Below are 25,170 nucleotides of genomic sequence, written 5' to 3'. Positions count from 1 at the left end.
TGAAGCAAGTCCTCAAACTTGTTTACCTGCGCGAAAGGATGAAAAAGAGGGCGAATGCGAGGTCCGCGTATGAAACGCTAACCCCGTCGCCATGCTCTTTCTGCGCCTGTGCGCCACGGTAAAGTTCAGTGGGAAGCCCGACGAGCCTGGGGAGGTTCACTGATATGTTGTACGATAAATCCCTTGAGAAGGATAACTGTGGTTTCGGCCTGATCGCCCACATAGAAGGCGAACCTAGCCACAAGGTAGTGCGTACTGCTATTCACGCACTGGCCCGTATGCAGCACCGTGGCGCCATCCTTGCCGATGGTAAAACCGGCGACGGTTGCGGCCTGCTGCTGCAAAAACCGGATCGTTTCTTCCGTATCGTAGCGGAAGAGCGCGGCTGGCGTTTAGCCAAAAACTACGCTGTCGGTATGCTGTTCCTGAATCAGGATCCTGAAAAAGCTGCCGCCTCACGCCGCATCGTTGAAGAAGAACTTCAGCGTGAAACCCTGTCGATCGTCGGCTGGCGCGATGTGCCAACCAACGAAGGGGTGCTCGGTGAAATCGCCCTCTCCTCGCTGCCTCGTATTGAACAGATTTTTGTCAATGCGCCTGCGGGCTGGCGTCCGCGTGATATGGAACGCCGTCTGTTTATCGCCCGCCGCCGCATTGAAAAACGTCTTCAGGATGATAAAGAGTTCTACGTCTGTAGCCTCTCTAACCTTGTGAACATCTATAAAGGTCTGTGTATGCCGGCTGACCTGCCGCGCTTCTACCTGGACCTGGCGGACCTGCGTCTGGAATCGGCCATTTGCCTGTTCCACCAGCGCTTCTCCACCAACACCGTTCCACGCTGGCCGCTGGCGCAGCCGTTCCGCTACCTGGCGCATAACGGCGAGATCAACACCATCACCGGCAACCGCCAGTGGGCCCGCGCCCGTACCTATAAATTCCAGACGCCGCTGATCCCGGACCTGCACGATGCCGCGCCGTTCGTGAACGAAACCGGCTCGGACTCCAGCTCCATGGATAACATGCTGGAACTGCTGCTGGCGGGCGGGATGGACATCGTGCGCGCCATGCGTCTGCTCGTGCCACCGGCCTGGCAGAACAACCCGGATATGGACCCTGAGCTGCGCGCGTTCTTCGACTTTAACTCCATGCACATGGAGCCGTGGGACGGCCCGGCGGGCATCGTTATGTCCGACGGTCGTTTTGCCGCCTGTAACCTGGACCGTAATGGTCTGCGTCCGGCGCGCTACGTTATTACCAAAGACAAGCTCATCACCTGTGCCTCTGAAGTCGGGATCTGGGATTACCAGCCAGACGAAGTGGTCGAGAAAGGCCGCGTCGGACCGGGCGAGCTGATGGTGATCGACACCCGCGGTGGGCGTATTCTGCATTCCGCCGAAACCGACAACGATCTGAAGAGCCGCCATCCGTACAAAGAGTGGATGGAGAAAAACGTGCGTCGTCTGGTGCCGTTTGAAGATCTGTCGGACGAAGAAGTGGGCAGCCGCGAGCTGGACGATGACACCCTCGCGAGCTTCCAGAAGCAGTTTAACTACAGCGCGGAAGAGCTGGACTCGGTTATCCGCGTGCTCGGTGAAAACGGCCAGGAAGCGGTCGGCTCAATGGGTGACGATACCCCGTTTGCCGTGCTCTCCAGCCAGCCACGCATTATTTATGACTACTTCCGTCAGCAGTTTGCGCAGGTCACTAACCCGCCAATCGATCCGCTGCGCGAAGCCCACGTCATGTCGCTGGCCACCAGCATCGGCCGTGAGATGAACGTCTTCTGTGAAGCTGAAGGCCAGGCGCACCGTCTGACCTTTAAATCACCGATCCTGCTGTACTCCGATTTCAAACAGCTCACCACCATGACCGAGGAGCACTATCGCGCCGACACGCTCGATATCACCTTCGACGTGACCGAAACGAGCCTCGAAGAGACGGTGAACGCGCTGTGCGATAAAGCCGAGCAAATGGTGCGTAACGGCACCGTTCTGCTGGTGCTGTCTGATCGCAACATCGCGAAAAACCGACTGCCGGTGCCTGCGCCAATGGCGGTGGGGGCTATCCAGACGCGTCTGGTCGACAAGAGCCTGCGCTGCGATGCCAACATCATTGTTGAAACCGCGAGCGCCCGCGATCCGCACCACTTTGCCGTGCTCTTAGGCTTCGGTGCGACGGCGATCTACCCGTACCTGGCCTACGAAACGCTGGCCCGCCTGGTGGATACCCGCGCGATCGACAAAGACTACCGCGCCGTGATGCTGAACTACCGTAACGGCATCAACAAAGGTCTGTACAAGATCATGTCCAAAATGGGCATCTCGACCATCGCCTCTTACCGCTGCTCGAAGCTGTTTGAAGCGGTCGGCCTGCATGACGAGGTCGCGAATCTCTGCTTCCAGGGCGTGGTCAGCCGTATCGGCGGCGCCGGTTTTGCTGACTTCCAGCAGGATCTGGTGAACCTGTCGAAGCGCGCCTGGCTGGCACGTAAGCCGCTGGAACAGGGCGGTCTGCTGAAATATGTCCACGGGGGTGAGTATCACGCTTATAACCCGGACGTGGTGCGCACGCTGCAACAGGCGGTGCAGAGCGGCGAGTACAGCGATTATCAGCAGTATGCAGAGCTGGTGAACAACCGTCCGGCAGCGACGCTGCGCGATCTCATTGCCCTCAATCCGGGTGATGAAGCGGTCAGCATTGACGAGGTTGAACCCGCGTCTGAGCTGTTCAAACGTTTCGACACCGCGGCGATGTCTATCGGCGCGCTGAGCCCGGAAGCGCACGAAGCGCTGGCGGAAGCCATGAACAGCATCGGCGGCAACTCCAACTCCGGGGAAGGCGGTGAAGATCCGGCCCGCTACGGCACCAATAAAGTGTCCCGTATTAAGCAGGTGGCGTCTGGTCGCTTTGGCGTAACGCCTGCGTACCTGGTTAACGCCGACGTGATTCAGATTAAAGTCGCGCAGGGTGCGAAACCGGGTGAAGGCGGTCAGCTGCCGGGTGATAAAGTCACCCCATACATCGCTAAGCTTCGCTATTCAGTGCCGGGCGTGACGCTGATCTCCCCGCCGCCGCACCACGATATCTACTCTATCGAGGATCTGGCGCAGCTGATTTTCGACCTGAAACAGGTCAACCCGAAAGCGATGATCTCCGTGAAGCTGGTTTCCGAACCGGGCGTTGGCACCATTGCCACCGGCGTGGCGAAAGCCTATGCGGATCTGATCACCATCGCCGGTTACGACGGCGGCACCGGCGCAAGCCCGCTCTCCTCCGTGAAATACGCGGGTTGTCCGTGGGAGCTCGGCCTGGTGGAAACCCAGCAGGCGCTGGTCGCTAACGGCCTGCGTCACAAGATCCGTTTGCAGGTGGACGGCGGACTGAAAACCGGCCTCGACATCATCAAAGCGGCGATTCTGGGAGCGGAAAGCTTCGGCTTTGGTACCGGCCCGATGGTTGCGCTCGGCTGTAAATACCTGCGTATTTGCCACCTGAACAACTGTGCAACGGGCGTTGCTACCCAGGACGAAAAGCTGCGTAAAAATCACTACCACGGCCTGCCGTTCAAAGTGACCAACTACTTTGACTTCATCGCCCGTGAAACCCGCGAGCTGATGGCGCAGCTGGGCGTGAAGCGTCTGGTAGACCTGATTGGCCGTACCGACCTGCTGAAAGAGCTTGAGGGCTTCACGGCCAAGCAGCAGAAGCTGGAGCTGTCTAAGCTGCTGGAAACCGCTCAGCCGCATCCTGGCAAAGCGGTTTACTGTACCGAGAACAACCCGCCGTTCGACAACGGCGTGCTGAACGCACAGCTGCTGCAACAGGCGAAGCCGTATGTGGATGAGAAGCAGAGCAAAACGTTCTGGTTTGATATCCGCAACACCGACCGTTCCGTGGGTGCGTCCCTCTCCGGTTACATCGCGCAAACGCACGGTGACCAGGGTCTGGCGTCGGATCCGATTACCGCGCACTTCAGCGGTACCGCGGGTCAGAGCTTCGGCGTGTGGAACGCAGGCGGAGTTGAGTTATACCTGACCGGCGATGCCAACGACTACGTCGGAAAAGGCATGGCGGGCGGTCTGCTGGCGGTGCGTCCTCCGGTTGGTTCAGCCTTCCGCAGCCATGAAGCGAGCATCATCGGCAATACCTGTCTGTACGGCGCAACCGGCGGTCGTCTGTTTGCCGCGGGCCGTGCGGGCGAACGTTTTGCGGTGCGTAACTCCGGCGCCATCACCGTGGTGGAAGGCATCGGCGATAACGGCTGTGAATACATGACGGGCGGAATTGTGTGCGTCCTGGGTAAAACCGGCGTGAACTTTGGCGCGGGCATGACGGGCGGTTTTGCCTACGTCCTGGATGAAGACGGTGAGTTCCGCAAACGTGTGAACCCGGAGCTGGTGGAAGTGCTGGACGTTGATACGCTGGCCATCCACGAAGAACACCTGCGCGGTTTAATTACCGAACACGTGCAGCATACCGGTTCTTCGCGCGGCGAAGAGATCCTGGCCAACTGGCCGGCGTTCTCTGCGAAATTCGCGCTGGTGAAGCCGAAGTCCAGCGATGTTAAAGCCCTGTTGGGTCACCGTAGTCGTAGCGCAGCAGAGCTGCGCGTGCAGGCGCAGTAAGGAATTCAGATGAGCCAGAACGTTTACCAGTTTATCGACCTTCAGCGTGTTGATCCGCCAAAGAAACCGCTGAAGATCCGTAAAATTGAATTTGTTGAAATCTATGAGCCGTTTTCAGAAGGCCAGGCCAAAGCACAGGCAGACCGCTGCCTGTCCTGCGGTAACCCTTACTGCGAATGGAAGTGTCCGGTCCATAACTACATCCCGAACTGGCTGAAGCTGGCCAACGAAGGGCGTATTTTTGAAGCCGCCGAGCTGTCTCATCAGACCAACACCCTGCCGGAAGTGTGCGGCCGCGTGTGCCCTCAGGATCGTCTGTGTGAAGGCTCCTGTACGCTGAACGACGAGTTTGGCGCGGTAACCATCGGCAACATCGAACGCTATATCAACGATAAAGCGTTCGAGATGGGCTGGCGCCCGGATATGACCGGTGTGCGTCAAACCGACAAGCGCGTAGCGATTATCGGCGCGGGCCCGGCAGGCCTGGCCTGTGCGGACGTGCTGACCCGTAACGGCGTGAAGGCGGTGGTCTTTGATCGCCACCCGGAGATTGGCGGCCTGCTGACCTTCGGTATCCCGGCCTTCAAGCTGGAGAAAGAGGTGATGACCCGCCGCCGCGAAATCTTCACCGGCATGGGCATTGAGTTCAAACTCAACACCGAAGTGGGCCGCGACGTGCAGCTCGACGACCTGCTGAAAGATTACGACGCCGTGTTCCTGGGCGTAGGCACTTATCAGTCCATGCGCGGTGGTCTGGAGAACGAAGATGCGCCAGGCGTGTACGACGCGCTGCCGTTCCTGATTGCGAATACCAAACAGCTAATGGGCTACGGCGAGACCGCCGATGAGCCGTTCGTCAGCATGGAAGGCAAACGCGTGGTGGTGCTGGGCGGCGGTGATACCGCAATGGACTGCGTGCGTACCTCCATTCGCCAGAATGCGGCGCATGTCATCTGTGCCTACCGCCGTGACGAAGAGAACATGCCGGGCTCTAAGCGCGAAGTGAAAAACGCACGTGAAGAGGGCGTCGAGTTCCAGTTCAACATCCAGCCTCTGGGTATTGAAGTGAATGCCAACGGTAAAGTGAGCGGCGTGAAGATGGCGCGCACGGAGATGGGTGCGCCAGATGCGAAAGGCCGTCGTCGCGCGGAGATCGTGGCCGGTTCTGAACACGTGATCCCGGCTGACGCCGTGGTGATGGCGTTTGGTTTCCGTCCTCACAGCATGGAGTGGCTGGCGAAGCACAGCGTAGAGCTGGACTCTCAGGGCCGCATCATTGCGCCAGAAGGCAGTGATAACGCGTTCCAGACCAGCAACCCGAAAATCTTCGCCGGTGGCGACATCGTTCGCGGCTCTGACCTGGTGGTCACGGCGATTGCCGAAGGCCGTAAAGCGGCTGACGGGATCATGAACTTCCTGGAAGTGTAAGCCCCTCTGACTCCCCGGCAGAAGCATAAAGCGGAACGCTGGGGAGCCTGTTTTCAGTAGCCTACCCTTAAGTTAATGGTACCTTTTTAAGCAAAAAAGCAGCGTAAATCCCGACGTAAACGTTTGCTTTCATGAAAAAAATGTATATTATGCGGCGGATTTTTTGGCCAAAATTCAAGGAGGCGTTGTGTCGCAAGATAACAATTATAGCCAGGGCCCCGTCCCTCTGGCGGCGCGGAAAGGCGTGGTTCCACTCACTTTTGTGATGTTAGGGTTAACGTTTTTTTCCGCCAGTATGTGGACCGGAGGCACGCTCGGTACCGGTCTTTCCTATAATGATTTCTTCCTTGCAGTTCTCTTCGGCAATCTCCTCCTCGGTATTTACACTGCTTTTCTTGGCTACATTGGCGCAAAAACCGGCCTCTCAACCCATCTTCTTGCGCGTTACTCTTTCGGTATAAAAGGTTCCTGGCTTCCCTCCATGCTTTTAGGCGGTACGCAGGTAGGATGGTTTGGCGTCGGCGTAGCGATGTTTGCCATCCCGGTGAGTAAAGCCACGGGCATCGACGTGAACATCCTGATTGCGGTTTCCGGCCTGTTGATGACGTTAACCATTTTTTTTGGCATCTCTGCACTGACGATTTTATCCATCATCGCCGTACCCGCTATCGTCATCCTGGGTAGCTACTCCGTCTGGCTGGCGGTGGACGGCGTGGGAGGATTGGACCACCTCAAATCCATTGTGCCGCAGACGCCGCTCAACTTTTCCAGCGCGCTGGCGCTGGTTGTAGGCTCGTTTATCAGCGCAGGCACGCTGACCGCCGACTTCGTCCGCTTTGGCCGCAATGCCAAAGGTGCCGTTCTGGTGGCGATGGTGGCATTTTTCCTTGGCAACTCGCTGATGTTTATCTTCGGTGCGGCAGGAGCTGCCGCCGTAGGACAGGCCGATATTTCTGACGTGATGATCGCCCAGGGACTGCTGCTGCCGGCCATTGTCGTTCTTGGCCTGAATATCTGGACCACCAATGACAACGCGTTGTACGCCTCTGGTCTGGGTTTCGCCAATATTACTGGCCTTTCCAGCCGTACGCTGTCGGTGGTTAATGGCATTATCGGTACGCTGTGCGCGCTGTGGCTATACAACAACTTCGTTGGCTGGCTGACCTTTTTGTCGGCAGCGATTCCGCCGGTTGGCGGGGTGATTATCGCCGACTACCTGATTAATCGCCGCCGCTATGCCAGCTTCGACCACGCAAAATTTGTGTCCGTAAACTGGATTGCCATTTTCTCGGTCGCCCTGGGTGTTGCTGCCGGGCACTACATTCCGGGAATTGTCCCCGTTAACGCAGTATTGGGTGGCGTCTTCAGCTATTTGGTGTTAAACCCATTCGCCAAACGTACCCTTGCTAATCCTTCGGAGGTTTCCCATGCAGAATAATTCCCTCACTATCCGTCAGGCCCGTTTGCAGGGGCAAGAGGGTTTATGGCAAATCACGATTGAGGACGGACGCTTCAGCCGTATCGATCCTCAGGAAACCGTCTCTGCGCCAGTCGGTCAGGTGCTGGACGCCGAATGCGGGCTGGTTATCCCTCCTTTCATCGAGCCGCATATCCATCTGGATACAACGCAAACGGCGGGTGAACCGAACTGGAACCAGTCCGGCACGCTTTTCGAGGGAATCGAGCGCTGGGCCGAACGCAAGGCGATGCTTACCCACGAAGACGTTAAAACTCGCGCGATGCAGACCCTGAAGTGGCAAATCGCCAACGGCATTCAGTACGTACGTACACACGTTGACGTCTCGGACCCCACCCTTACGGCACTGAAAGCCATGCTGGAGGTGAAGCAGGAAGTCGCCCCGTGGGTCGATATGCAAATTGTGGCATTCCCGCAGGAAGGCATTCTTTCTTATCCGAACGGTGAAGAACTGCTTGAGGAAGCCGTGCGTTTAGGGGCGGATGTCATCGGCGCAATCCCCCACTTTGAATTTACGCGTGAATATGGCGTTGAGTCGCTGCATAAAACGTTTTCCCTGGCCAGAAAGTACGACCGACTGATCGATGTCCACTGTGATGAAATTGATGATGAACAATCGCGCTTCGTTGAAACCGTTGCCGCACTGGCACATCGTGACGGAATGGGTTCACGCGTGACCGCCAGCCATACCACGGCGATGCACTCCTATAATGGCGCGTATACGTCCCGACTGTTCCGCCTGTTAAAAATGTCAGGCATTAACTTCGTGGCAAACCCGCTGGTTAACACGCATTTGCAGGGCCGTTTCGATACCTATCCCAAACGCCGAGGCATCACACGCGTCAAAGAAATGCTGGAAGCGGAGATCAACGTCTGCTTTGGTCATGACGACGTTTTCGATCCGTGGTATCCGCTGGGAACCGCGAATATGCTTCAGGTTCTGCATATGGGGCTGCACGTTTGCCAACTGATGGGTTACGGGCAAATAAATGATGGGCTTAACCTGATCACTACCCACAGCGCGAAAACGCTCGATTTGCAGGACTATGGCGTGCGCGTTGGGAATACAGCAAACCTGGTGATTCTCCCGGCAGAGAATGGGTTTGATGCAGTTCGTCGCCAGACGCCGGCACGATACTCTGTTCGCCACGGCAAGGTGATTGCCGAGACGGTGCCCAGCCAGACAACCTTGCACCTGACGCAGCCGGAAGCGGTGACGTTTAAGCGCCAGAATATCGAATAACATTGCCGGATGGCGGCTGCGCCTTATCCGGCCTACAAATTGCGTTATGCCCGCAGGCCTGATAAGCGAAGCGCCATCAGGCCTATAAACTACGTGCCCAGCAAGCGGGCGCGTACCTTCACCACGACTTTCTTTATCTCGCCTGGCTCAAGGATTGCGCATCCTGGCTTATGTGGCTCTCCCGGCATAAATACGGCGCACATCCCCGACCGGAGGGTGACACACTGTTCACCTGCAATCTCACTGCACAACTGATAATCTTCTTCAGGATGAAAATCTTCACGCTGGCGTGCCGAGCCCGTCACGCCAAAGAGGATGCGCTCTTCTCCCGTCAATAACACCTGGATATCAATATATTGCTCATGCAGTTCCGCTTTCTTCCGGTCTGGAAACTGCGTGGCAAACGTCATCACGTTCATGAAGATATCCTCACCGCGAAGCTCATAACGTCCTGCCGCTTTTTCCAGCGGACGGGCAGCCAGCGCGAGGGTTAGCGCCTCCAGAAGAACGGGATGCAACCCCGTGGAGGGAAGCGTCCGAATCTCACCAAAAAACATCATCTTTCTCCCTGAGCTAACAGCGCCGCGCCCAGTAAGCCCGCATCGTGTCGATAGTGCGCGGCGGTTAATTCAACGTGATAAACAGAAGGATGCTCCTCAAGATACGCGCGGACCCGCGCCAGATACCCTCCTGCCAGCCCGATGCTGCCTCCAATCACCACGCGCTGGCAGTCCATCACCGCTTTCGTGTCGGCAATAAGCCGCGCCATTACCTGTGCAGAACGTTGGACCAGTTCCGCCGCCTGTTTATTTCCCTCTGCCGCGCGCGCAAAAATCGTTTTTGCATCGCATCCTGCAAGCTCTCCCCTGGCTGCGGCGGCAATACCGCGACCAGACGCGATGGCTTCCACGCACCCCACGCGACCACAGCCGCATTGCGGGCCGTTTGGATCGGCGAGCGTATGCCCAAGATGCCCTGCCAGTCCGCCGCTTCCGGTCACGAGTTTCCCGTTACTGACTACGCCGCCCCCCACGCCCGTTGAAACAGTCAGGAATACCATGTCTTTAATTTCCTTCGCACTAACGTGATATTCCGCCCATGCCGCAGCCTGAGCATCATTGATCGCCAGGGTCGGCAAACCAGCAATGTCTTCGAGCGTCTGCACCAGCGGAAAATGGTGCAATCCTCCGAGATTTTGCGGGTTAATCGCCAGCAGATTGCCGTCCTGAATGATTCCGGTTGAGGCAATGGCCGCACGCGTTGCCTGGGTCTGTAACGGCTTGACCAGCTCAGCCAGCGCCTCACGCAGCGCGTCAGGCGTCTTACTGGCGGGCGTAGGGCATTCGCGTCGCGCGTGGATCTGTAAACCGTCATCCACCAGGGCGGCGGCAAGTTTAGTTCCACCTATGTCTATCGCCAGTGTCGTCATAGCACCGCCCCGCTCGGAAATGTTTTTATCCCGTTGTGACATACCTCATCCCTTACGAATGTGCCCGGTACAGGTCCGGGCAAGCGGATTAACTTTTGCTTTTCGCTAAAGCGCTTTTATCGCCGCCAAACGGGACGGCTCCGCTGAAAGGTTTACCGTCAATAGCGTCATGCGTACGCAGGGCTTCTGGCCTGATCCAGCGCTGAACGCGGGAGGGCATATCCAGACCAATAAGCAAGATCACCACAAACGTCAGGCCAAAAGAGAGCGATCCCAGGGCCGTGCCCAGCGCCATATCCTGCGACAGCAGCGCGCCAATCACCGGGGCAATCGCGCCGCCCAACGCGCCAACGTTGTAGGTAAAGCCCAGACCCGCCGCACGCTGGTCGGTATCGAAATAGCCACCGATGAGTTTGGGTAAGATCCCAGAGATCCCCTGCCCCAGCATCTGCTGGAAAAAGAGTAACAAGCCCAACACCCAGACATTGGCTCCGCCGATCGCAAAGACGGGAACAATCAGGAGCTGTGAGGCCAACAGGCTACAGACATAGGCCTTGCGGGTGCCAAGCCAGTCACCGAGAAAACCACCCACGCAGCAGCCTACTGCCGCGCCGAAGCCGCTAAAGAACAGCACCTTCGCCACCGTTGAGGGATCATAGGCCAGGTCGGTTTTCAGATAAGTGGGTAATAGCGCCTGAATCGGCCAGGAGTAGAGAAAGGCGAAGAGCACGACAACCATCAACGTGACGCCCGTCGGCCAGCGTTTACCGCTGCTTTGCACCATAAAGCTGATAAAGACGATGGCGCAAAGCAGGCCGAGAATAACGACCAGCCCCGCGTTGTTGAGTTCGCCTGTAAAACAGAACCACAGCGCCGTACCGGCAAACAGCGTCATCGCCATATTGATGACGCGGTATTTGCCGCGATACAGAATATCAACCATGGTGCGCACCGGGGCTTTGCCTTCGTGCTTCGCTTTCCAGTCCTCAGCTTCCGGAATATTTTTCCGCAGCCACAGGGCAAAGACGATGGGCAGAATGCCGATAAAGAACAGCGCCCGCCAGCCCCAGACGGGCACGACAAGGCTGTAGACCTGGGCCGCAACCACGGCGCCGACGGAGAAACCGGAAATCAGAAAACCACTCGCCTTGTTGCGCAGGTGCTTTGGCCAGCTTTCAATCACATAGGTTGCGCTGGAGCCATATTCCCCCGCCATCCCCATGCCTATCACCATGCGGGCGATAAACAGGGTGACGTAACCCGGCGCAAAACCGCAGGCCAGCGTACCGCAGGAAAAGAGCACGATGCTGGTGATCATCGCCAGCTTGCGGCCATAGCGGTCGCCCATGGCGCCCAGCAGCAGGCCGCCGAACCAGCGCGATATAAAGGCCGCCGAAATCAGGCTCGCCGCTTCCACTGTTGTCAGGGCAAACTCGCTTTTTATTTCTGTCAGGACTAAGGCTATCAATACAAAATCGAAGCCATCAAGCAGATATCCCAGCCAGGCGGCGGAGAAGGCGCGCCACTGAGGACGGGTAAGATGGCGGTACCACGGGATGCTTTGGGTAGACTTACTCATTTCACTCTCCCGACGATTTCTCTGTCGTTTTGCCGGATGGCGGCTGCGCCTTATCCGGCCTACGTAGCATGTTTTTGTAGGCCGGCTAAGACGAAGCGCCCCCGGCTATGCGTTAGCGTTTTTCCGCCATTAGCTGCTCCGCCAGCGCTTTCAGCGCTGGCACGAATTTTTCATCCACAGGGGCAAACGGCTTACGGCACAGCGGCACGGATACCACGTCCATATAGTGCAGAACCGTTTTCAGACCACGGAACACCCCGGCTTTAATCAGCAGATCGATCACCGTGTTGCATTCGCTTTGCAGGCGCTGTGCGGTGGCGTTATCCCCTTCACGAACCGCTTTAGCGATCGCCTGGTAGCGCCAGCCCATAATGTTGTAGGTGCTGCCGATCCCCCCGTCCGCGCCGGCCAGCAGGCCGGAGGCGAAGATCTCGTCATAACCGTTGTAGAGCACCAGATCCGGATGTTCACGACGGATCTGCTCCATCTGGAAGAGATCGCCGGAGGTTTGCTTCAGCGCGCCGACGCCGGGGAGCGTTACCAGCGTGTTGATCTGATCCAGGCTTAACTTCACGCCGCTTAACGCCGGAATGTTATAGACCACCATCGGCAGACCATCCGCCGAATCAATAATTGCACGGTAATGATCGCAATGTTCTTCAAAGCTAAAGGGATAGTAAAACGGTGTGACGGCGGATACAGCGTCAAAACCGACGCGGGCGGCGGCCATGGCTAACTGCTGGCTTTCCGCCGTGCTGACGCAGCCAACATGGGCGATGAGCGTGATTTTCCCCTTCGCCTCTTCCGCCACAATCTCCATCACCTGCTCTCGTTCCGAAAGGCTCTGTACAAAGGCCTCTCCCGTTGAACCGCCGACGTACAGCCCATCGATACCCTGTTCAATATTGAACCGCACCAGACGGCGCAGGCTTTCTTTATCCAGCATCTGCTCAGAGTTAAACGGGGTCAGGAGTGCGGCCATTACGCCGCGTAATTGCGTTGCCATAGTTACCTCAATCGATCGTGTGTTTGTTATAACGACATACCTTTATACCTGTTATACCAGATCAATTAAGCAGCAGTAGAATACTGAACGCTTATATTGCGATCTGCTTCACTAAAGGATCGTTATTTTTTGGCTTTTGAATGCTGGCCGAAAGCGTGCCAGGTGGCGGAGACGCTGTTAAGGTGAGTTTGCAACGCCCGATCCGCTTCATCGGGATCGCGGCGGCGGATCGCATCCACAATTGCGATATGCTGGCGATAGCTGACTTCATTATGCTGATAAAGCTCTGCGTCCGGCACTTTAGGACGCGCCGCAATTAACCAGTCAAGCAGCGCAACGTGGATCGCATTGAAGATCGGATTGCCGGGGATCTCCGCCAGCACGCGGTGAAAATCGACATCGGAACGAATAAATAGCGTGTTGTCATCCAGGGACTGGCTGTTGATCTCCAGGGCTTTTGTGAGCTGCGCAATCTGATCGTCAGTGGCATATTCTGCGGCATAACGAACAAGGCTGGATTCAAAGAACAGGCGAAGCTGCTCGAAATGGGCAATACCGCCGGGCTGGGTCAGAAAGTCTTTCGCCATTCCCGACAATTCACTGATGATGGTATCGGCAGACGGCATGGTTACGCGGGCACGTTCACCGTTGTTAATCTGCACCAGCCCTTTACGCTTTAGCGCCGCCAGCGCTTCGCGCACCGAGGGGCGACCCACGTTGAAGAACTCCATCAGTTCGCGCTCGGAGGGTAACTGCTCTCCCTGGGCAAATTCCTTCCGACGGATCATCTGCTCCAGCTCTTCTTCCACCATATCAGACAGTTTTTTGCGCGCCAGCGGCCGACGGCGCAGGCTGCGACCAATGGTTTCATCAGAGTTTTCAGCTTTAAGATCAGTCGGTTTCATTGCAGTCCGGTGCCATTGAAGGAAAACAGTTCATCATAACACAGGAAATTAGAGGGGGTGAAAAGGGACCGAAAGCAAAACAGGCCCGTCGGGCCTGTTTGTTTATTTCACAACGCGCAGTGCGGGACGACCACCGCGTGGTGGTGGCTCGTCATCCGGATCGGTGTCGTCATTATGATCGGGTTTATCGCCATCGATGACAGACATTACCGTGTCGCTTTCGCGTTCATCGGATGCCTCATCATCATTCAGGCTGGCAACCTCTTCATCATAAGCCGCTTCCGGCTCAAACATGGTGCCCGCACCGTTTTCACGGGCGTAGATAGCCAGCACAGCTGCCAGCGGCACGGAAACCTGACGCGGCACGCCGCCGAAGCGCGCATTAAAGCGCACTTCGTCGTTCGCCAGCTCCAGATTACCCACTGCGCGTGGCGCAATATTCAGTACAATCTGTCCGTCGCGCGCGTATTCCATTGGAACCAGCACGCCCGGCAACGTCACATCCACAACCAGGTGCGGCGTGAGCTGGTTATCCAGCAGCCATTCATAGAAGGCGCGCAGCAGATACGGACGGCGTGGTGAAAGTTGTGACATTTCCACAGTCATTAGCCTCGGCCGAGACGCATTTCACGTTCCGGTTCAGTTAAAGATGCCAGGAAAGAGTCGCGTTCAAAGACGCGAGTCATATAGCCTTTCAGCTCTTTCGCGCCAGGGCCGCTGAACTCTACGCCCAGGGTTGGCAGACGCCACAGCAACGGAGCCAGGTAGCAATCGACCAGGCTGAACTCATCGCTCAGGAAGAAAGGCTTCTGACCAAAGACTGGCGCGATTGCCAGCAGCTCTTCACGCAGCTGTTTACGTGCAGCATCCGCTTCAGAAGAGGAACCGTTGACGATAACGTTCATCAGCGAGTACCAGTCTTTCTCGATACGCTGCATGTACAGGCGGCTTTCACCACGCGCAACAGGATAAACAGGCATCAGCGGCGGATGCGGGAAACGCTCATCCAGGTATTCCATAATGATACGGGATTCCCACAGGGTCAGCTCGCGATCCACCAGCGTCGGTACGCTTTGGCTCGGGTTGAGATCGATCAGATCCTGAGGCGGGTTATCCTTTTCCACATGCTCGATCTCAAAACTGACACCCTTCTCGGCCAGCACGATACGAACCTGATGGCTATAAATGTCAGTAGGACCAGAAAACAGCGTCATTACCGAACGTTTGTTGGCAGCGACAGCCATGAAAACCTCCAGGTATATTCAGAATTTTTACTGCTACCAGCCCAACGGGGCCAGCCAGATGATGTATCGCCCATCCCAGAGAAGACACATTGTTCAAGAATCGAACAAAAATCGAGTATTCACCGATATTTGGGCAGAAAATTGGATGATAGTTTACCAGATTTTGATGGCTTTGTGGTGAGGGGATTCCGGAAATGTGGAAAAAGAGAAGATATATGAAATGTTACTGTGGATAACCTGCGCATTATCCATAAAAAAACCCGCCGAAGCGGGTTTTTCGCCAATCGTTCTGCGTAAGCAGAATGGATTAACGTTTGGAGAACTGTGGACGACGACGTGCTTTACGCAGACCCACTTTCTTACGTTCAACCTGACGAGCGTCACGAGTAACGAAGCCAGCTTTACGCAGTTCAGAACGCAGGGATTCGTCGTACTCCATCAGCGCGCGGGTGATACCGTGACGGATCGCACCTGCCTGACCGGAGATACCACCACCTTTAACGGTGATGTACAGATCCAGTTTTTCTACCATATCAACCAGTTCCAGCGGCTGGCGAACTACCATGCGGGCAGTTTCGCGACCGAAGTATTGTTCCAGAGAACGCTGGTTGATTACGATTTTACCACTGCCCGGTTTGATGAAAACGCGAGCTGCGGAACTTTTGCGGCGACCAGTGCCGTAGTATTGATTTTCAGCCATTGCCTATAATCCCGATTAGATGTCAAGAACTTGCGGTTGCTGTGCCGCGTGGTTGTGCTCGTTGCCTGCGTAAACTTTCAGTTTACGGAACATAGCACGACCCAGCGGGCCTTTTGGCAGCATGCCTTTAACCGCGATTTCAATCACACGCTCAGGACGGCGGGCAATCATCTCTTCAAAGGTCGCTTCTTTGATACCACCGATGTGGCCGGTGTGGTGGTAGTACATTTTGTCAGTACGCTTGTTGCCGGTAACAGCAACTTTGTCAGCGTTCAGAACGATGATGTAATCACCGGTATCAACGTGCGGAGTGTATTCCGCTTTATGCTTACCGCGCAGGCGACGAGCCAGTTCAGTAGCCAGACGGCCCAGAGTTTTACCGGTCGCGTCAACAACATACCAGTCGCGCTGTACGGTTTCTGGTTTAGCTGTAAAAGTTTTCATTAAAAGCTTACCCAAATAATAAGTTACACGTTGGTGAACACCCAAACGTTTAGTCAGTTGAGGTTCACACGACAAAGTCCGGCAAACCTACCCCTTCGAATAGCACATGCCGACACATAGAAAGTTTCGGGAAAAAAACCTTCTCGTAACGTGGGGTCGCAAGATTATAGAGAAGTTGAGGTCAAAGATCGACCCTTAAATGTGATTTGGAATGGGTTTTTCGGGGTCAGGTATTGTGCGGTCTGGTGCCCTCACCCCCAGCCCCTCTCCCACGGGGAGAGGGGAGCATTTATTATGGCATATGCTCACGCTTGAGGTACTCTTCGCTCTGCATCTCTTGCAGGCGCGACAGGCAGCGCTGGAACTCAAACTTCAGGCGCTCGCCCTGATAAACCTCATATAAAGGCACCTCGGCGCTGACCACCAGCTTAATGTGGCGCTCGTAAAACTCATCTACCAGCGCGATGAAGCGGCGCGCTTCGCTCTCCATGAGTGGGGTCATAACGGGCACATCCCACAACATAACGGTATGGAACAGACGCGAAAGCGCAATGTAGTCATGCTGGCTGCGGGCGTCCACGCAGAGCGTTGCAAACGAGACGGCCAGCGTCTGGTTTTCTACGCCAAGCGTCGGCAACGGACGATGATTAATCTCCAGCGCTGGCGCGTTATCCCGCGGCGCTCCCGCCAGCGCCAGCCACAGTTTATCCATCTCGCGGGCTGTGTCGGCGTTCAACGGCGAAAGCCACAGGTGTGCCTGCGTTAATGTGCGCAGTCGATAATCGACGCCGGCATCGACGTTCATGATGTCGCAGTGCTGTTTGATAGCATCAATGGCCGGCAGGAAACGCGCCCGCTGGAGACCATTGCGATAAAGCTCATCCGGCGGGATATTGGAGGTCGCCACCAGAGTGATCCCTCGCGCAAACAGCGCTTTCATGAGGCCCCCCAACAGCATGGCATCCGTAATATCGGAAACAAAGAACTCGTCGAAGCAGAGCACGTCCGTTTCCACCTTAAAGCGATCGGCCACAATGTCCAGCGGGTCGGTTTCGCCCTGGAGCGCCGTCAGCTCTTCATGGACCCGCAGCATAAAACGGTGAAAGTGCAGGCGCTGCTTACGCGTGCCGGGCAGGCTCTGGTAGAACATGTCCATCAGCCAGGTCTTACCCCGCCCAACGCCGCCCCACATATATAAGCCACGAACCGGTGCGTTTACCGTGGGCTCTTTTTTGCCCAGTAAACGGCCGAATGCCGCCTTCAGCCCACTGCTCTGCACCGCATCGGCGGGTTTCGCCAGAAGTTCCTGATAAATCGTGTCCAGGCGGTTAACCGCTTCATGCTGGACATCATCCGGCTGGTGTGTGCCCTCGCTCAGGGCCAGTTGGTAACGCGATGAAGGGGACAGGTTTTGCATGATGTTGTTGTTATTCCTTTAGTTAAACCTCACCAGCGCGCGTGGCTGATGAAAAAAAGGCCGTTCTACACTACGCGATGATACGTCAGGATTCCACTTCTGCGGAAATAGCGGTTATAGTGGCATAATCAGGCACAGGCAGGAGCCGAGCCAACACCCTACGGAACAACAAGACAACGGGAGAAGTTCATGACCTGGGAATATGCGCTAATCGGTTTAGTCGTCGGCATCATCATTGGTGCTGTGGCCATGCGTTTCGGTAACCGCAAATTGCGTCAGCAGCAGTCACTGCAATACGAACTGGAAAAGAACAAAGCCGAACTGGAAGAATATCGCGAAGAGCTGGTCAGCCACTTTGCCCGTAGCGCTGAGCTGCTGGACAACATGGCGACAGATTATCGCCAGCTCTACCAGCACATGGCGAAAAGCTCCAGCAGCCTGCTGCCGGAAATGACCGCGGAGACCAACCCCTTCCGCAATCGTCTGGCTGATTCTGAAGCCGGTAACGATCAGGCTCCGGTTCAGATGCCACGCGACTATTCAGACGGCGCGTCCGGCCTGCTGCGCGGTGGCGTAAAACGCGATTAATCGCACAACCTGAATAAATTTTACGGGCGCACCTTATGCGCCCGTCCTTTCTTCCCGTCCCCAGCTATTATTTAGTCAAACACCTCATTGTTCAGCGGTTGAAAATTCAATAACATCAAGATGTTTTTGGGGCCGTTCTTTTTCATTCCAGGATACGAGAGTCAGCATCAATGAAGAAAAAAAACCAGCTGTTGAGCGCCTTAGCGTTAAGTGTCGGGTTATCTCTCTCGGCGTCCTTCCCCGCCAGTGCGGCACTGCCTTCGCAGGTGCCTGGACAAGAAGCCATTCCCAGCCTTGCGCCGATGCTTGAAAAAGTCCTGCCTGCGGTAGTCAGCGTTCAGGTGGAAGGGACGGCACGCCAAAGCCAGCGTATTCCTGAAGAGCTGAAGAAATATTTTGGCGAAGACGCGCCGGATCAGCAGGCTCAGCCGTTTGAAGGCCTAGGCTCAGGGGTGATTATCGACGCGGCTAAGGGCTATATCCTGACCAATAACCACGTGATCAGCCAGGCCGATAAAATCAGCGTTCAGCTGAACGATGGTCGGGAGTTTGACGCCAAACTGATCGGCGGTGACGATCAGAGTGATATCGCCCTGCTACAGGTGCAAAACCCCAGCAACCTGACCCAGATCGCCATTGCAGATTCCGATAAGCTGCGCGTCGGTGATTTTGCCGTCGCGGTCGGTAACCCGTTCGGTTTAGGCCAGACCGCCACCTCCGGAATTGTCTCCGCCCTGGGGCGCAGCGGCCTGAATCTCGAAGGGCTGGAAAACTTCATCCAGACCGATGCCTCCATCAACCGGGGCAACTCCGGCGGTGCGCTGCTTAATCTGAACGGTGAGCTGATCGGCATCAACACCGCTATCCTCGCGCCAGGCGGCGGTAGCATCGGGATTGGTTTTGCCATTCCGAGTAACATGGCGAAAACCCTGTCTCAACAGCTGATTCAGTTTGGCGAGGTTAAGCGCGGTCTGCTGGGCATCAAAGGCATGGAGATGAGCGCCGATATCGCCAAAGCCTTTAAGCTCAACGTCCAGCGCGGGGCGTTTGTCAGCGAAGTGCTGCCCAACTCAGGCTCTGCAAAAGCGGGCGTGAAATCCGGCGATGTTATTGTCAGCCTGAACGATAAACCGCTGAGCAGCTTCGCTGAATTACGGTCACGCATTGCCACCACGGAGCCGGGCGCTAAAGTGAAGCTGGGCCTGATCCGCGAGGGCAAACCGCTTACCGTGGAAGTGACGCTGGATAAGAGCACCTCCTCTTCCGCCAGCGCAGAACAGATCTCCCCGGCTCTACAGGGCGCTACGCTGAGCGACGGTCAGCTTAAAAACGGCACGAAAGGCATTACCGTCACTACCGTTGAGAAGAGCAGCCCGGCCGCGCAGGCAGGTTTACATCAGGACGACGTGATCGTGGGCGTGAACCGCACTCGCGTGCAGTCTATTGCCGAAATGCGTAAGGTGCTGGAGAGTAAACCGGCGGTCATTGCCCTGCAAATTATCCGTGGCAACGACACCCTCTACATTTTACTGCGTTAACCATTTGCGACTCCGGACATCGCCGCTGCGTGTGATGTCCGGATAACTCATGTTATGCTGCAAACCGTTCCTATTTTAACGACACACGCATCATGCTTTTAAAGCTCTTTCGTTCAATTGTCATTGGTTTGATCGTTGCCGGTCTGCTGCTGGTGGCTATGCCATCTTTACGCCAGTTCAACAAACTGTCGGCTCCTCAGTTCGACAGCACGGATGAAACGCCTGCGACGTACAATCAGGCGGTACGCCGTGCTGCCCCCGCCGTGGTTAACGTCTATAACCGCGGGCTTAACAGTTCCGCTCATAACCAGCTGGAGATCCGCACGCTCGGTTCCGGTGTGATCATGGATGACCGGGGCTACATCATCACCAATAAACACGTCATTAACGATGCCGACCAGATTATCGTCGCCTTGCAGGATGGCCGCGTGTTTGAAGCCCTGCTGGTGGGGTCGGACAGCCTGACCGATCTGGCGGTGCTGAAGATCAACGCCACGGGCGGTCTGCCGACTATCCCGATTAATCGCAAACGCACGCCGCACATCGGCGATGTGGTGCTGGCGATCGGTAACCCGTACAACCTGGGCCAGACCATCACTCAGGGGATCATCAGCGCGACCGGTCGTATCGGCCTGAACCCGTCAGGGCGGCAGAACTTCCTGCAAACCGATGCCTCGATCAACCACGGTAACTCCGGCGGTGCGCTGGTGAACTCTCTGGGCGAACTGATGGGCATTAACACCCTCTCCTTCGACAAGAGCAACGACGGCGAAACGCCGGAAGGGATTGGCTTTGCCATTCCGTTCCAGCTGGCGACCAAGATCATGGACAAGCTGATCCGTGATGGCCGCGTGATCCGTGGCTACATCGGTATTGGCGGGCGTGAAATCGCGCCGATGCATACGCAGGGCGGTGGTATCGATCAGATCCAGGGGATTGTGGTCAACGAAGTGGCGCCTGGCGGCCCGGCGGCCAACGCAGGTATCCAGGTGAACGACGTTATCCTTTCCGTCAACGGTACGCCAGCGGTCTCTGCGCTGGAAACCATGGACCAGGTGGCTGAGATTCGCCCGGGCTCCATCATCCCTGTTGAAGTCATGCGTAATGACAAGAAGCTGACGATTCAGGTCACCATCCAGGAATACCCGGCCACTAACTGACGGGCATAAAAAAACGGAGCTTAACGCTCCGTTTTTTTTACCGGGATAAGATCACTTGTTAACGAACTCTTCGCCCAGCGTAATGTCTTTCTTCAGCGTATCCAGCATGCCTTCCATCGCGTTTTGCTCAAACGCGCTCAGCGTGCCGATAGACTTACGCTCTTCAACACCGTTTTTACCCAGCAGCAGCGGCTGAGAGAAGAAGCGCGCGTGTTCACCGTCGCCTTCAACATAGGCGCATTCAACAACGCCTTTTTCGCCCTGCAACGCGCGAACCAGAGACAGGCCGAAACGTGCCGCCGCCTGGCCCATAGACAGGGTTGCAGAACCGCCACCCGCCTTCGCTTCCACCACTTCGGTGCCTGCGTTCTGAATACGTTTGGTCAGGTCAGCCACTTCCTGCTCGGTGAAGCTCACGCCCGGGATCTGCGACAGCAGAGGCAGGATGGTCACGCCAGAATGACCGCCGATAACCGGCACTTCCACTTCCGTTGGCTGCTTGCCTTTCAGCTCAGCCACGAAGGTATTGGAGCGGATGATATCCAGCGTAGTTACGCCGAACAGTTTGTTCTTGTCGTAAACGCCCGCTTTCTTCAGCACTTCTGCTGCGATAGCAACGGTGGTGTTCACCGGGTTGGTGATGATCCCGATGCACGCTTTCGGGCAGGTTTCAGCAATCTGCTGAACCAGGTTTTTCACGATGCCCGCGTTGACGTTGAACAGGTCTGAACGATCCATACCCGGTTTACGCGCAACACCCGCGGAGATCAGCACCACGTCGGCACCCTGCAACGCAGGACGCGCATCTTCACCGGAGAAGCCTTTGATTTTCACAGCTGTCGGGATGTGGCTCAGGTCAACCGCCACACCTGGGGTTACCGGAGCAATATCGTACAGGGAGAGTTCTGAGCCTGAAGGCAGTTGGGTTTTCAGTAGTAGGGCAAGCGCCTGGCCGATACCACCAGCAGCGCCGAGGACTGCGACTTTCATCCTAAACTCCTTATTATGGTTAACTTAAGTATCTGTAACTCCGTTGCGGCGACCATAATTCAGCACGTCATTAATTACAATTTTCATCGCTAAAGAATTTGAGGTCGCACGTCTTTCGCCTTCACCTGAATACTATCGGGATGCAGGCAACAACGAATTAAGAGGGGGTTACAATACACCCTGCCACGCCACCAAAACAACATCATTTTGATAACATTTAATTTACTTTTAAGCTTATTTGCGCGGCGTGACCCAGGCATGTTTTCCGATAACGAAATCTGATAAAATCTCTCCCTTTCATAACATTATTTCAGCCTGGTGCCAGGTAGATAATTTGCATAAAAATTCATCCACATGCATAATAATGTTGTTTCTATCGTCATATTCCGGGTGACTTATGCGAAGCTCGTCTAAGCAAGAAGAATTAGTGAAGGCGTTTAAAGCGCTACTCAAAGAAGAGAAATTCAGTTCTCAGGGAGAAATTGTTCAGGCGTTGCAGGAACAAGGCTTCGACAACATCAACCAGTCGAAGGTCTCTCGCATGTTAACCAAGTTTGGTGCGGTGCGTACGCGCAACGCCAAAATGGAAATGGTTTATTGCCTGCCTGCTGAACTTGGCGTGCCAACGACCTCCAGCCCGCTGAAAAACCTGGTTCTGGACATCGACTATAACGATGCCGTGGTCGTGATCCACACCAGCCCGGGCGCAGCCCAGCTGATTGCCCGCCTGCTGGACTCGCTGGGTAAAGCAGAGGGGATCCTCGGGACCATCGCCGGCGATGACACCATTTTTACCACCCCGGCAAATGGTTTCTCGGTGAAAGACCTCTACGAAGCGATTCTGGTCCTGTTCGAACAGGAGCTGTAATTGTCTGCCCCGTAGCGCCTGGCTGCGGGGATCATTCTGCTTTTACCGCGTTTTACCCTGCTTTTCTCTGCCTGCTACTTTTGCAAATAGTGCTTTTTACCGCCTGTTAACATTCATTCAGTTAATGATCTGCCGCAAAATCGCACAAAAAATCAAATTACCATACCCATTTGATTTAAATAAGAAAAAACCACAAACCTCGCATTGTGACGCCCTTTTTTATGCATTCTCGTTATAAAAAATGAATTTTTTAACGCGTAATAACAGACGAAACCATTAGTCTGGTATTAATTTTTTGCGTGATTAGTGTATACTTGATTTTGTGATGAGGGTCACAGAACAAAGACCCCAGTAAAATAATTGACGAGGTAAATAATCATGAAAATTAAAACCACTGTAGCTGCCCTGAGCGTACTGTCAGTCCTGTCATTCGGTGCGTTTGCAGCCGACACCATCAATGCTGAACAGGCACAATCCCGTCAGGCTATCGGGACTGTTTCTGTTGGCGCCATCGGTACGTCTCCGATGGACATGCACGAAATGCTGAACAAAAAAGCGGAAGAACAGGGTGCGTCATCCTATCGCATCATCGAAGCGCGCAGTGGCGACCACTGGCACGCTACCGCAGAACTGTACAAATAAACCCTCGTCGTATCTCATCATACGACTTGCCCCTGACCTCCCGGTCAGGGGCTTTTTTATCACTGGCGCACGTTGAAACGCAGTTGCCCTTCCAGCTCCTCCTCCGCTTCATCAAACAATAAAATCAATGCACCAAAGCGTCTGCGTAGTTTTTCAGGCAGATGGGTAAATTCGATTTCCAGCGGTAACGGCAGACGATCGCCGGTAACCACATCCCACAGCATATCAAGATTGCTTACGCTGCCCCGCTCCAGGTCGAACGCCCGAATAAACTCGCGATAGAAGTCTTCCTGACTCTCAATTTCGTCAAAATCAAAGGTATAAATTTTCATTGCCAGCCACCCGGTACAGGCGGGCGGCAAATGCCGCCCTGTCTATTATAATCCCCCGATATGCAGGGTTTTGACTTCCAGAAACTCCTCCAGCCCCAGCACGGACCCTTCGCGGCCCAGCCCGGACTCTTTTACGCCCCCAAACGGACCCAGCTCGGTCGAGACCGCACATTCATTAATTCCGATCATGCCGCTCTCAATGGCCTGCGAGACGCGGAACACGCGCGAGAGATTCTGGGTATAAAAGTAGGCTGCCAGCCCGTAAGGCGTATTGTTAGCGCGCATAACCACTTCGTCTTCCGACGTGAAGCGGAAGCAGGCGGCAACGGGACCAAAGGTCTCCTCTTCTGCCAGCTTCATGCCTTCATGGCAGTCACCGAGTACGGTTGGCATCCAGAAGTTGCCGCCAAGTTCGTGCGGTTTACCCCCAGCCAGCACCGTGGCGCCCTTCGCTACCGCATCTTCGACGTGCTCACGGACTTTTTCGACAGCCGAAGGCTCAATCAGCGGGCCGACAACGACGCCCTCGTCCAGACCGTTCCCCACCTTCAGCGCCTTCACCGCATCGGCAAGTTGATTGACAAACTTGTCATAGACCGTCTCCTGAATATAGAAACGGTTTACGCTGACGCAGACCTGCCCAGCGTTACGGAACTTATTGGCGATCGCGCCTTTGACGGCGGCCTCAATATCCGCGTCCTCGAAAACGATATATGGCGCATTACCGCCCAGCTCCATCGATACCTTTTTCATGGTCTCTGCGGAATTGCGAACCAGCGTTTTCCCGACGGCGGTTGATCCGGTAAACGAGATTTTGCGCACGTCATGGCTGGCCATAATGGCGTCACTAATTTCTGAGGTGCTCCCCGCGACCGCATTCAGCACACCATCCGGCACACCGGCCTGCTTCGCCAGCGTCAGCAGCGCAAAGGCGCTCAGCGGCGTGTTGTTTGCAGGCTTGATGACGCCGGTACATCCTGCTGCCAGCGCCGGGCCGAGCTTACGGGTGAGCATGGCCATCGGGAAATTCCATGGCGTGATAGCAGCAACCACCCCGACAGGTTCACGAGTGGCCAGAATACGGGAGCCGGGTTTAACCGGAGGAATGATTTCACCGTTGGCGCGCTTGGCCTGCTCGGCAAACCACTGAATGAAGCTGGCAGCGTAGTCCACCTCACCTTCAGCCTCTTTCAGCGGCTTGCCCTGCTCGGTAGTCATCAGTCGCCCGAGCCAGCTTTTATTCTCGATAATCAGTTCATACCAGCGATAGAGGATCGTGGAGCGCTCTTTTGCCGTTTTTGCGCGCCATGCGGGAAAGGCCTTCGTCGCGGCCGCAATGGCCTCTTCGGTTTCGGCTTTCCCTGCTTTCGCCACTTTCGCGACCACCTCGCCCGTGGCCGGGTTTAGCACATCAAACGTGGTGTCGAGTGTTTTCCAGATACCGTTAACCAGATACCCGGTCTGAAAAAGGATACTGTCCTGAAGAGCCTGGGTTGTCATGTGTCCTCCCTTCCTGAATGTTTGAACCTGCAAGAATAAGTATAGCCACAAAAAA

General features: G+C 55.6%; 22 protein-coding genes. 9 read left to right on the top strand and 13 right to left on the bottom strand.

From position 1 onward, the window contains the following. The first annotated feature begins 164 nt into the window (after positions 1–164). The 4 genes from gltB to ACOTWU_RS04335 all read left to right on the top strand — a co-directional run bounded on the left by gltB (position 165) and on the right by ACOTWU_RS04335 (position 8,773). On the top strand, positions 165–4,625 hold the full coding sequence (gene gltB, locus ACOTWU_RS04350) for a glutamate synthase large subunit (RefSeq protein ID WP_032649671.1): 4,461 nt from the start codon (positions 165–167) through the stop codon (positions 4,623–4,625). Between the two features lie 9 nt (positions 4,626–4,634). Next, positions 4,635–6,053, top strand: coding sequence for a glutamate synthase subunit GltD (gltD, locus tag ACOTWU_RS04345; RefSeq protein WP_017382721.1), 1,419 nt, complete (start codon positions 4,635–4,637; stop codon positions 6,051–6,053). Between the two features lie 187 nt (positions 6,054–6,240). After that, positions 6,241–7,491, top strand: coding sequence for a cytosine permease (codB, locus tag ACOTWU_RS04340; RefSeq protein WP_017693905.1), 1,251 nt, complete (start codon positions 6,241–6,243; stop codon positions 7,489–7,491). Then, positions 7,481–8,773, top strand: coding sequence for a cytosine deaminase (locus tag ACOTWU_RS04335; RefSeq protein WP_126499194.1), 1,293 nt, complete (start codon positions 7,481–7,483; stop codon positions 8,771–8,773). Before codB ends, ACOTWU_RS04335 begins: the two co-directional genes overlap by 11 nt. Positions 8,774–8,862: 89 nt before the next feature. On the opposite strand, the gene nanQ is transcribed toward ACOTWU_RS04335, so the two are convergent. From nanQ to zapE, 10 genes are all read right to left on the bottom strand, one after another. Further along, positions 8,863–9,330 (bottom strand): N-acetylneuraminate anomerase, encoded by a 468-nt coding sequence (nanQ, locus tag ACOTWU_RS04330; RefSeq protein WP_063933625.1) that lies wholly within the window; start codon positions 9,328–9,330, stop codon positions 8,863–8,865. Next, positions 9,330–10,202 (bottom strand): N-acetylmannosamine kinase, encoded by an 873-nt coding sequence (gene nanK / locus ACOTWU_RS04325; protein WP_026094341.1) that lies wholly within the window; start codon positions 10,200–10,202, stop codon positions 9,330–9,332. The genes nanQ and nanK overlap by 1 nt, the downstream gene beginning before the upstream one ends. Positions 10,203–10,290: 88 nt before the next feature. After that, positions 10,291–11,781 carry an MFS transporter gene (locus ACOTWU_RS04320; RefSeq protein ID WP_126499196.1) on the bottom strand — a complete coding sequence of 497 codons (1,491 nt, stop codon included), beginning with the start codon at positions 11,779–11,781 and terminating at the stop codon, positions 10,291–10,293. Positions 11,782–11,893: 112 nt separating this feature from the next. After that, complete coding sequence (nanA, locus tag ACOTWU_RS04315; RefSeq protein ID WP_015572001.1) at positions 11,894–12,787, bottom strand: N-acetylneuraminate lyase; 894 nt, start codon at positions 12,785–12,787, stop codon at positions 11,894–11,896. A gap of 122 nt (positions 12,788–12,909) precedes the next feature. Further along, positions 12,910–13,692: a transcriptional regulator NanR gene (nanR, locus tag ACOTWU_RS04310; protein ID WP_017382717.1), complete on the bottom strand. Its 783-nt coding sequence runs from the start codon at positions 13,690–13,692 to the stop codon at positions 12,910–12,912. Positions 13,693–13,794: 102 nt separating this feature from the next. Then, the gene (gene sspB / locus ACOTWU_RS04305) at positions 13,795–14,292 is read right to left on the bottom strand and encodes a ClpXP protease specificity-enhancing factor (RefSeq protein WP_026080566.1); all 498 of its coding nucleotides are present in this window, start codon (positions 14,290–14,292) and stop codon (positions 13,795–13,797) included. 5 nt (positions 14,293–14,297) lie between these two features. Next, positions 14,298–14,936 (bottom strand): stringent starvation protein SspA, encoded by a 639-nt coding sequence (gene sspA / locus ACOTWU_RS04300; protein ID WP_003860438.1) that lies wholly within the window; start codon positions 14,934–14,936, stop codon positions 14,298–14,300. Positions 14,937–15,243: 307 nt separating this feature from the next. Further along, positions 15,244–15,636 (bottom strand): 30S ribosomal protein S9, encoded by a 393-nt coding sequence (rpsI, locus tag ACOTWU_RS04295; RefSeq protein ID WP_003860436.1) that lies wholly within the window; start codon positions 15,634–15,636, stop codon positions 15,244–15,246. A 15-nt stretch (positions 15,637–15,651) separates the two neighbouring features. Continuing rightward, on the bottom strand, positions 15,652–16,080 hold the full coding sequence (gene rplM / locus ACOTWU_RS04290; RefSeq protein WP_003860434.1) for a 50S ribosomal protein L13: 429 nt from the start codon (positions 16,078–16,080) through the stop codon (positions 15,652–15,654). 292 nt (positions 16,081–16,372) lie between these two features. Beyond that, complete coding sequence (zapE, locus tag ACOTWU_RS04285) at positions 16,373–17,497, bottom strand: cell division protein ZapE (protein WP_126499197.1); 1,125 nt, start codon at positions 17,495–17,497, stop codon at positions 16,373–16,375. A gap of 189 nt (positions 17,498–17,686) precedes the next feature. On the opposite strand from zapE, the gene zapG reads away from it, so the two are divergent. The 3 genes from zapG to degS all read left to right on the top strand — a co-directional run bounded on the left by zapG (position 17,687) and on the right by degS (position 20,783). Further along, positions 17,687–18,085, top strand: coding sequence for a Z-ring associated protein ZapG (gene zapG / locus ACOTWU_RS04280; protein WP_003860432.1), 399 nt, complete (start codon positions 17,687–17,689; stop codon positions 18,083–18,085). Between the two features lie 170 nt (positions 18,086–18,255). Beyond that, positions 18,256–19,623: a serine endoprotease DegQ gene (gene degQ / locus ACOTWU_RS04275; protein WP_040118159.1), complete on the top strand. Its 1,368-nt coding sequence runs from the start codon at positions 18,256–18,258 to the stop codon at positions 19,621–19,623. A gap of 92 nt (positions 19,624–19,715) precedes the next feature. Continuing rightward, the gene (gene degS / locus ACOTWU_RS04270) at positions 19,716–20,783 is read left to right on the top strand and encodes an outer membrane-stress sensor serine endopeptidase DegS (protein ID WP_003860430.1); all 1,068 of its coding nucleotides are present in this window, start codon (positions 19,716–19,718) and stop codon (positions 20,781–20,783) included. A gap of 51 nt (positions 20,784–20,834) precedes the next feature. Here degS and mdh read toward each other — a convergent pair whose 3' ends face one another. Continuing rightward, positions 20,835–21,773 (bottom strand): malate dehydrogenase, encoded by a 939-nt coding sequence (gene mdh / locus ACOTWU_RS04265; protein WP_003860429.1) that lies wholly within the window; start codon positions 21,771–21,773, stop codon positions 20,835–20,837. A 397-nt stretch (positions 21,774–22,170) separates the two neighbouring features. Here mdh and argR point away from each other — a divergent pair, with 397 nt between their 5' ends. Both argR and yhcN read left to right on the top strand, forming a co-directional pair. Beyond that, positions 22,171–22,641, top strand: coding sequence for a transcriptional regulator ArgR (argR, locus tag ACOTWU_RS04260; protein ID WP_003860428.1), 471 nt, complete (start codon positions 22,171–22,173; stop codon positions 22,639–22,641). 378 nt (positions 22,642–23,019) lie between these two features. Then, on the top strand, positions 23,020–23,283 hold the full coding sequence (gene yhcN / locus ACOTWU_RS04255) for a peroxide/acid stress response protein YhcN (RefSeq protein ID WP_006812160.1): 264 nt from the start codon (positions 23,020–23,022) through the stop codon (positions 23,281–23,283). Between the two features lie 59 nt (positions 23,284–23,342). On the opposite strand, the gene ACOTWU_RS04250 is transcribed toward yhcN, so the two are convergent. Continuing rightward, on the bottom strand, positions 23,343–23,615 hold the full coding sequence (locus tag ACOTWU_RS04250) for a barstar family protein (protein ID WP_003860424.1): 273 nt from the start codon (positions 23,613–23,615) through the stop codon (positions 23,343–23,345). Between the two features lie 45 nt (positions 23,616–23,660). After that, entirely contained in the window at positions 23,661–25,115 is a 1,455-nt protein-coding gene (locus tag ACOTWU_RS04245) for an NAD-dependent succinate-semialdehyde dehydrogenase (protein ID WP_017382714.1), read from the bottom strand. Between the last annotated feature and the right edge of the window lie 55 nt (positions 25,116–25,170).

Origin of the sequence: Enterobacter cloacae complex sp. GYL001 (assembly GCF_049237125.1) — a bacterium.
In the GTDB taxonomy this organism is placed as follows: Bacteria; Pseudomonadota; Gammaproteobacteria; order Enterobacterales; family Enterobacteriaceae; genus Enterobacter; species Enterobacter hormaechei_C.
This window is presented reverse-complemented; position numbering and strand designations above follow the sequence as displayed.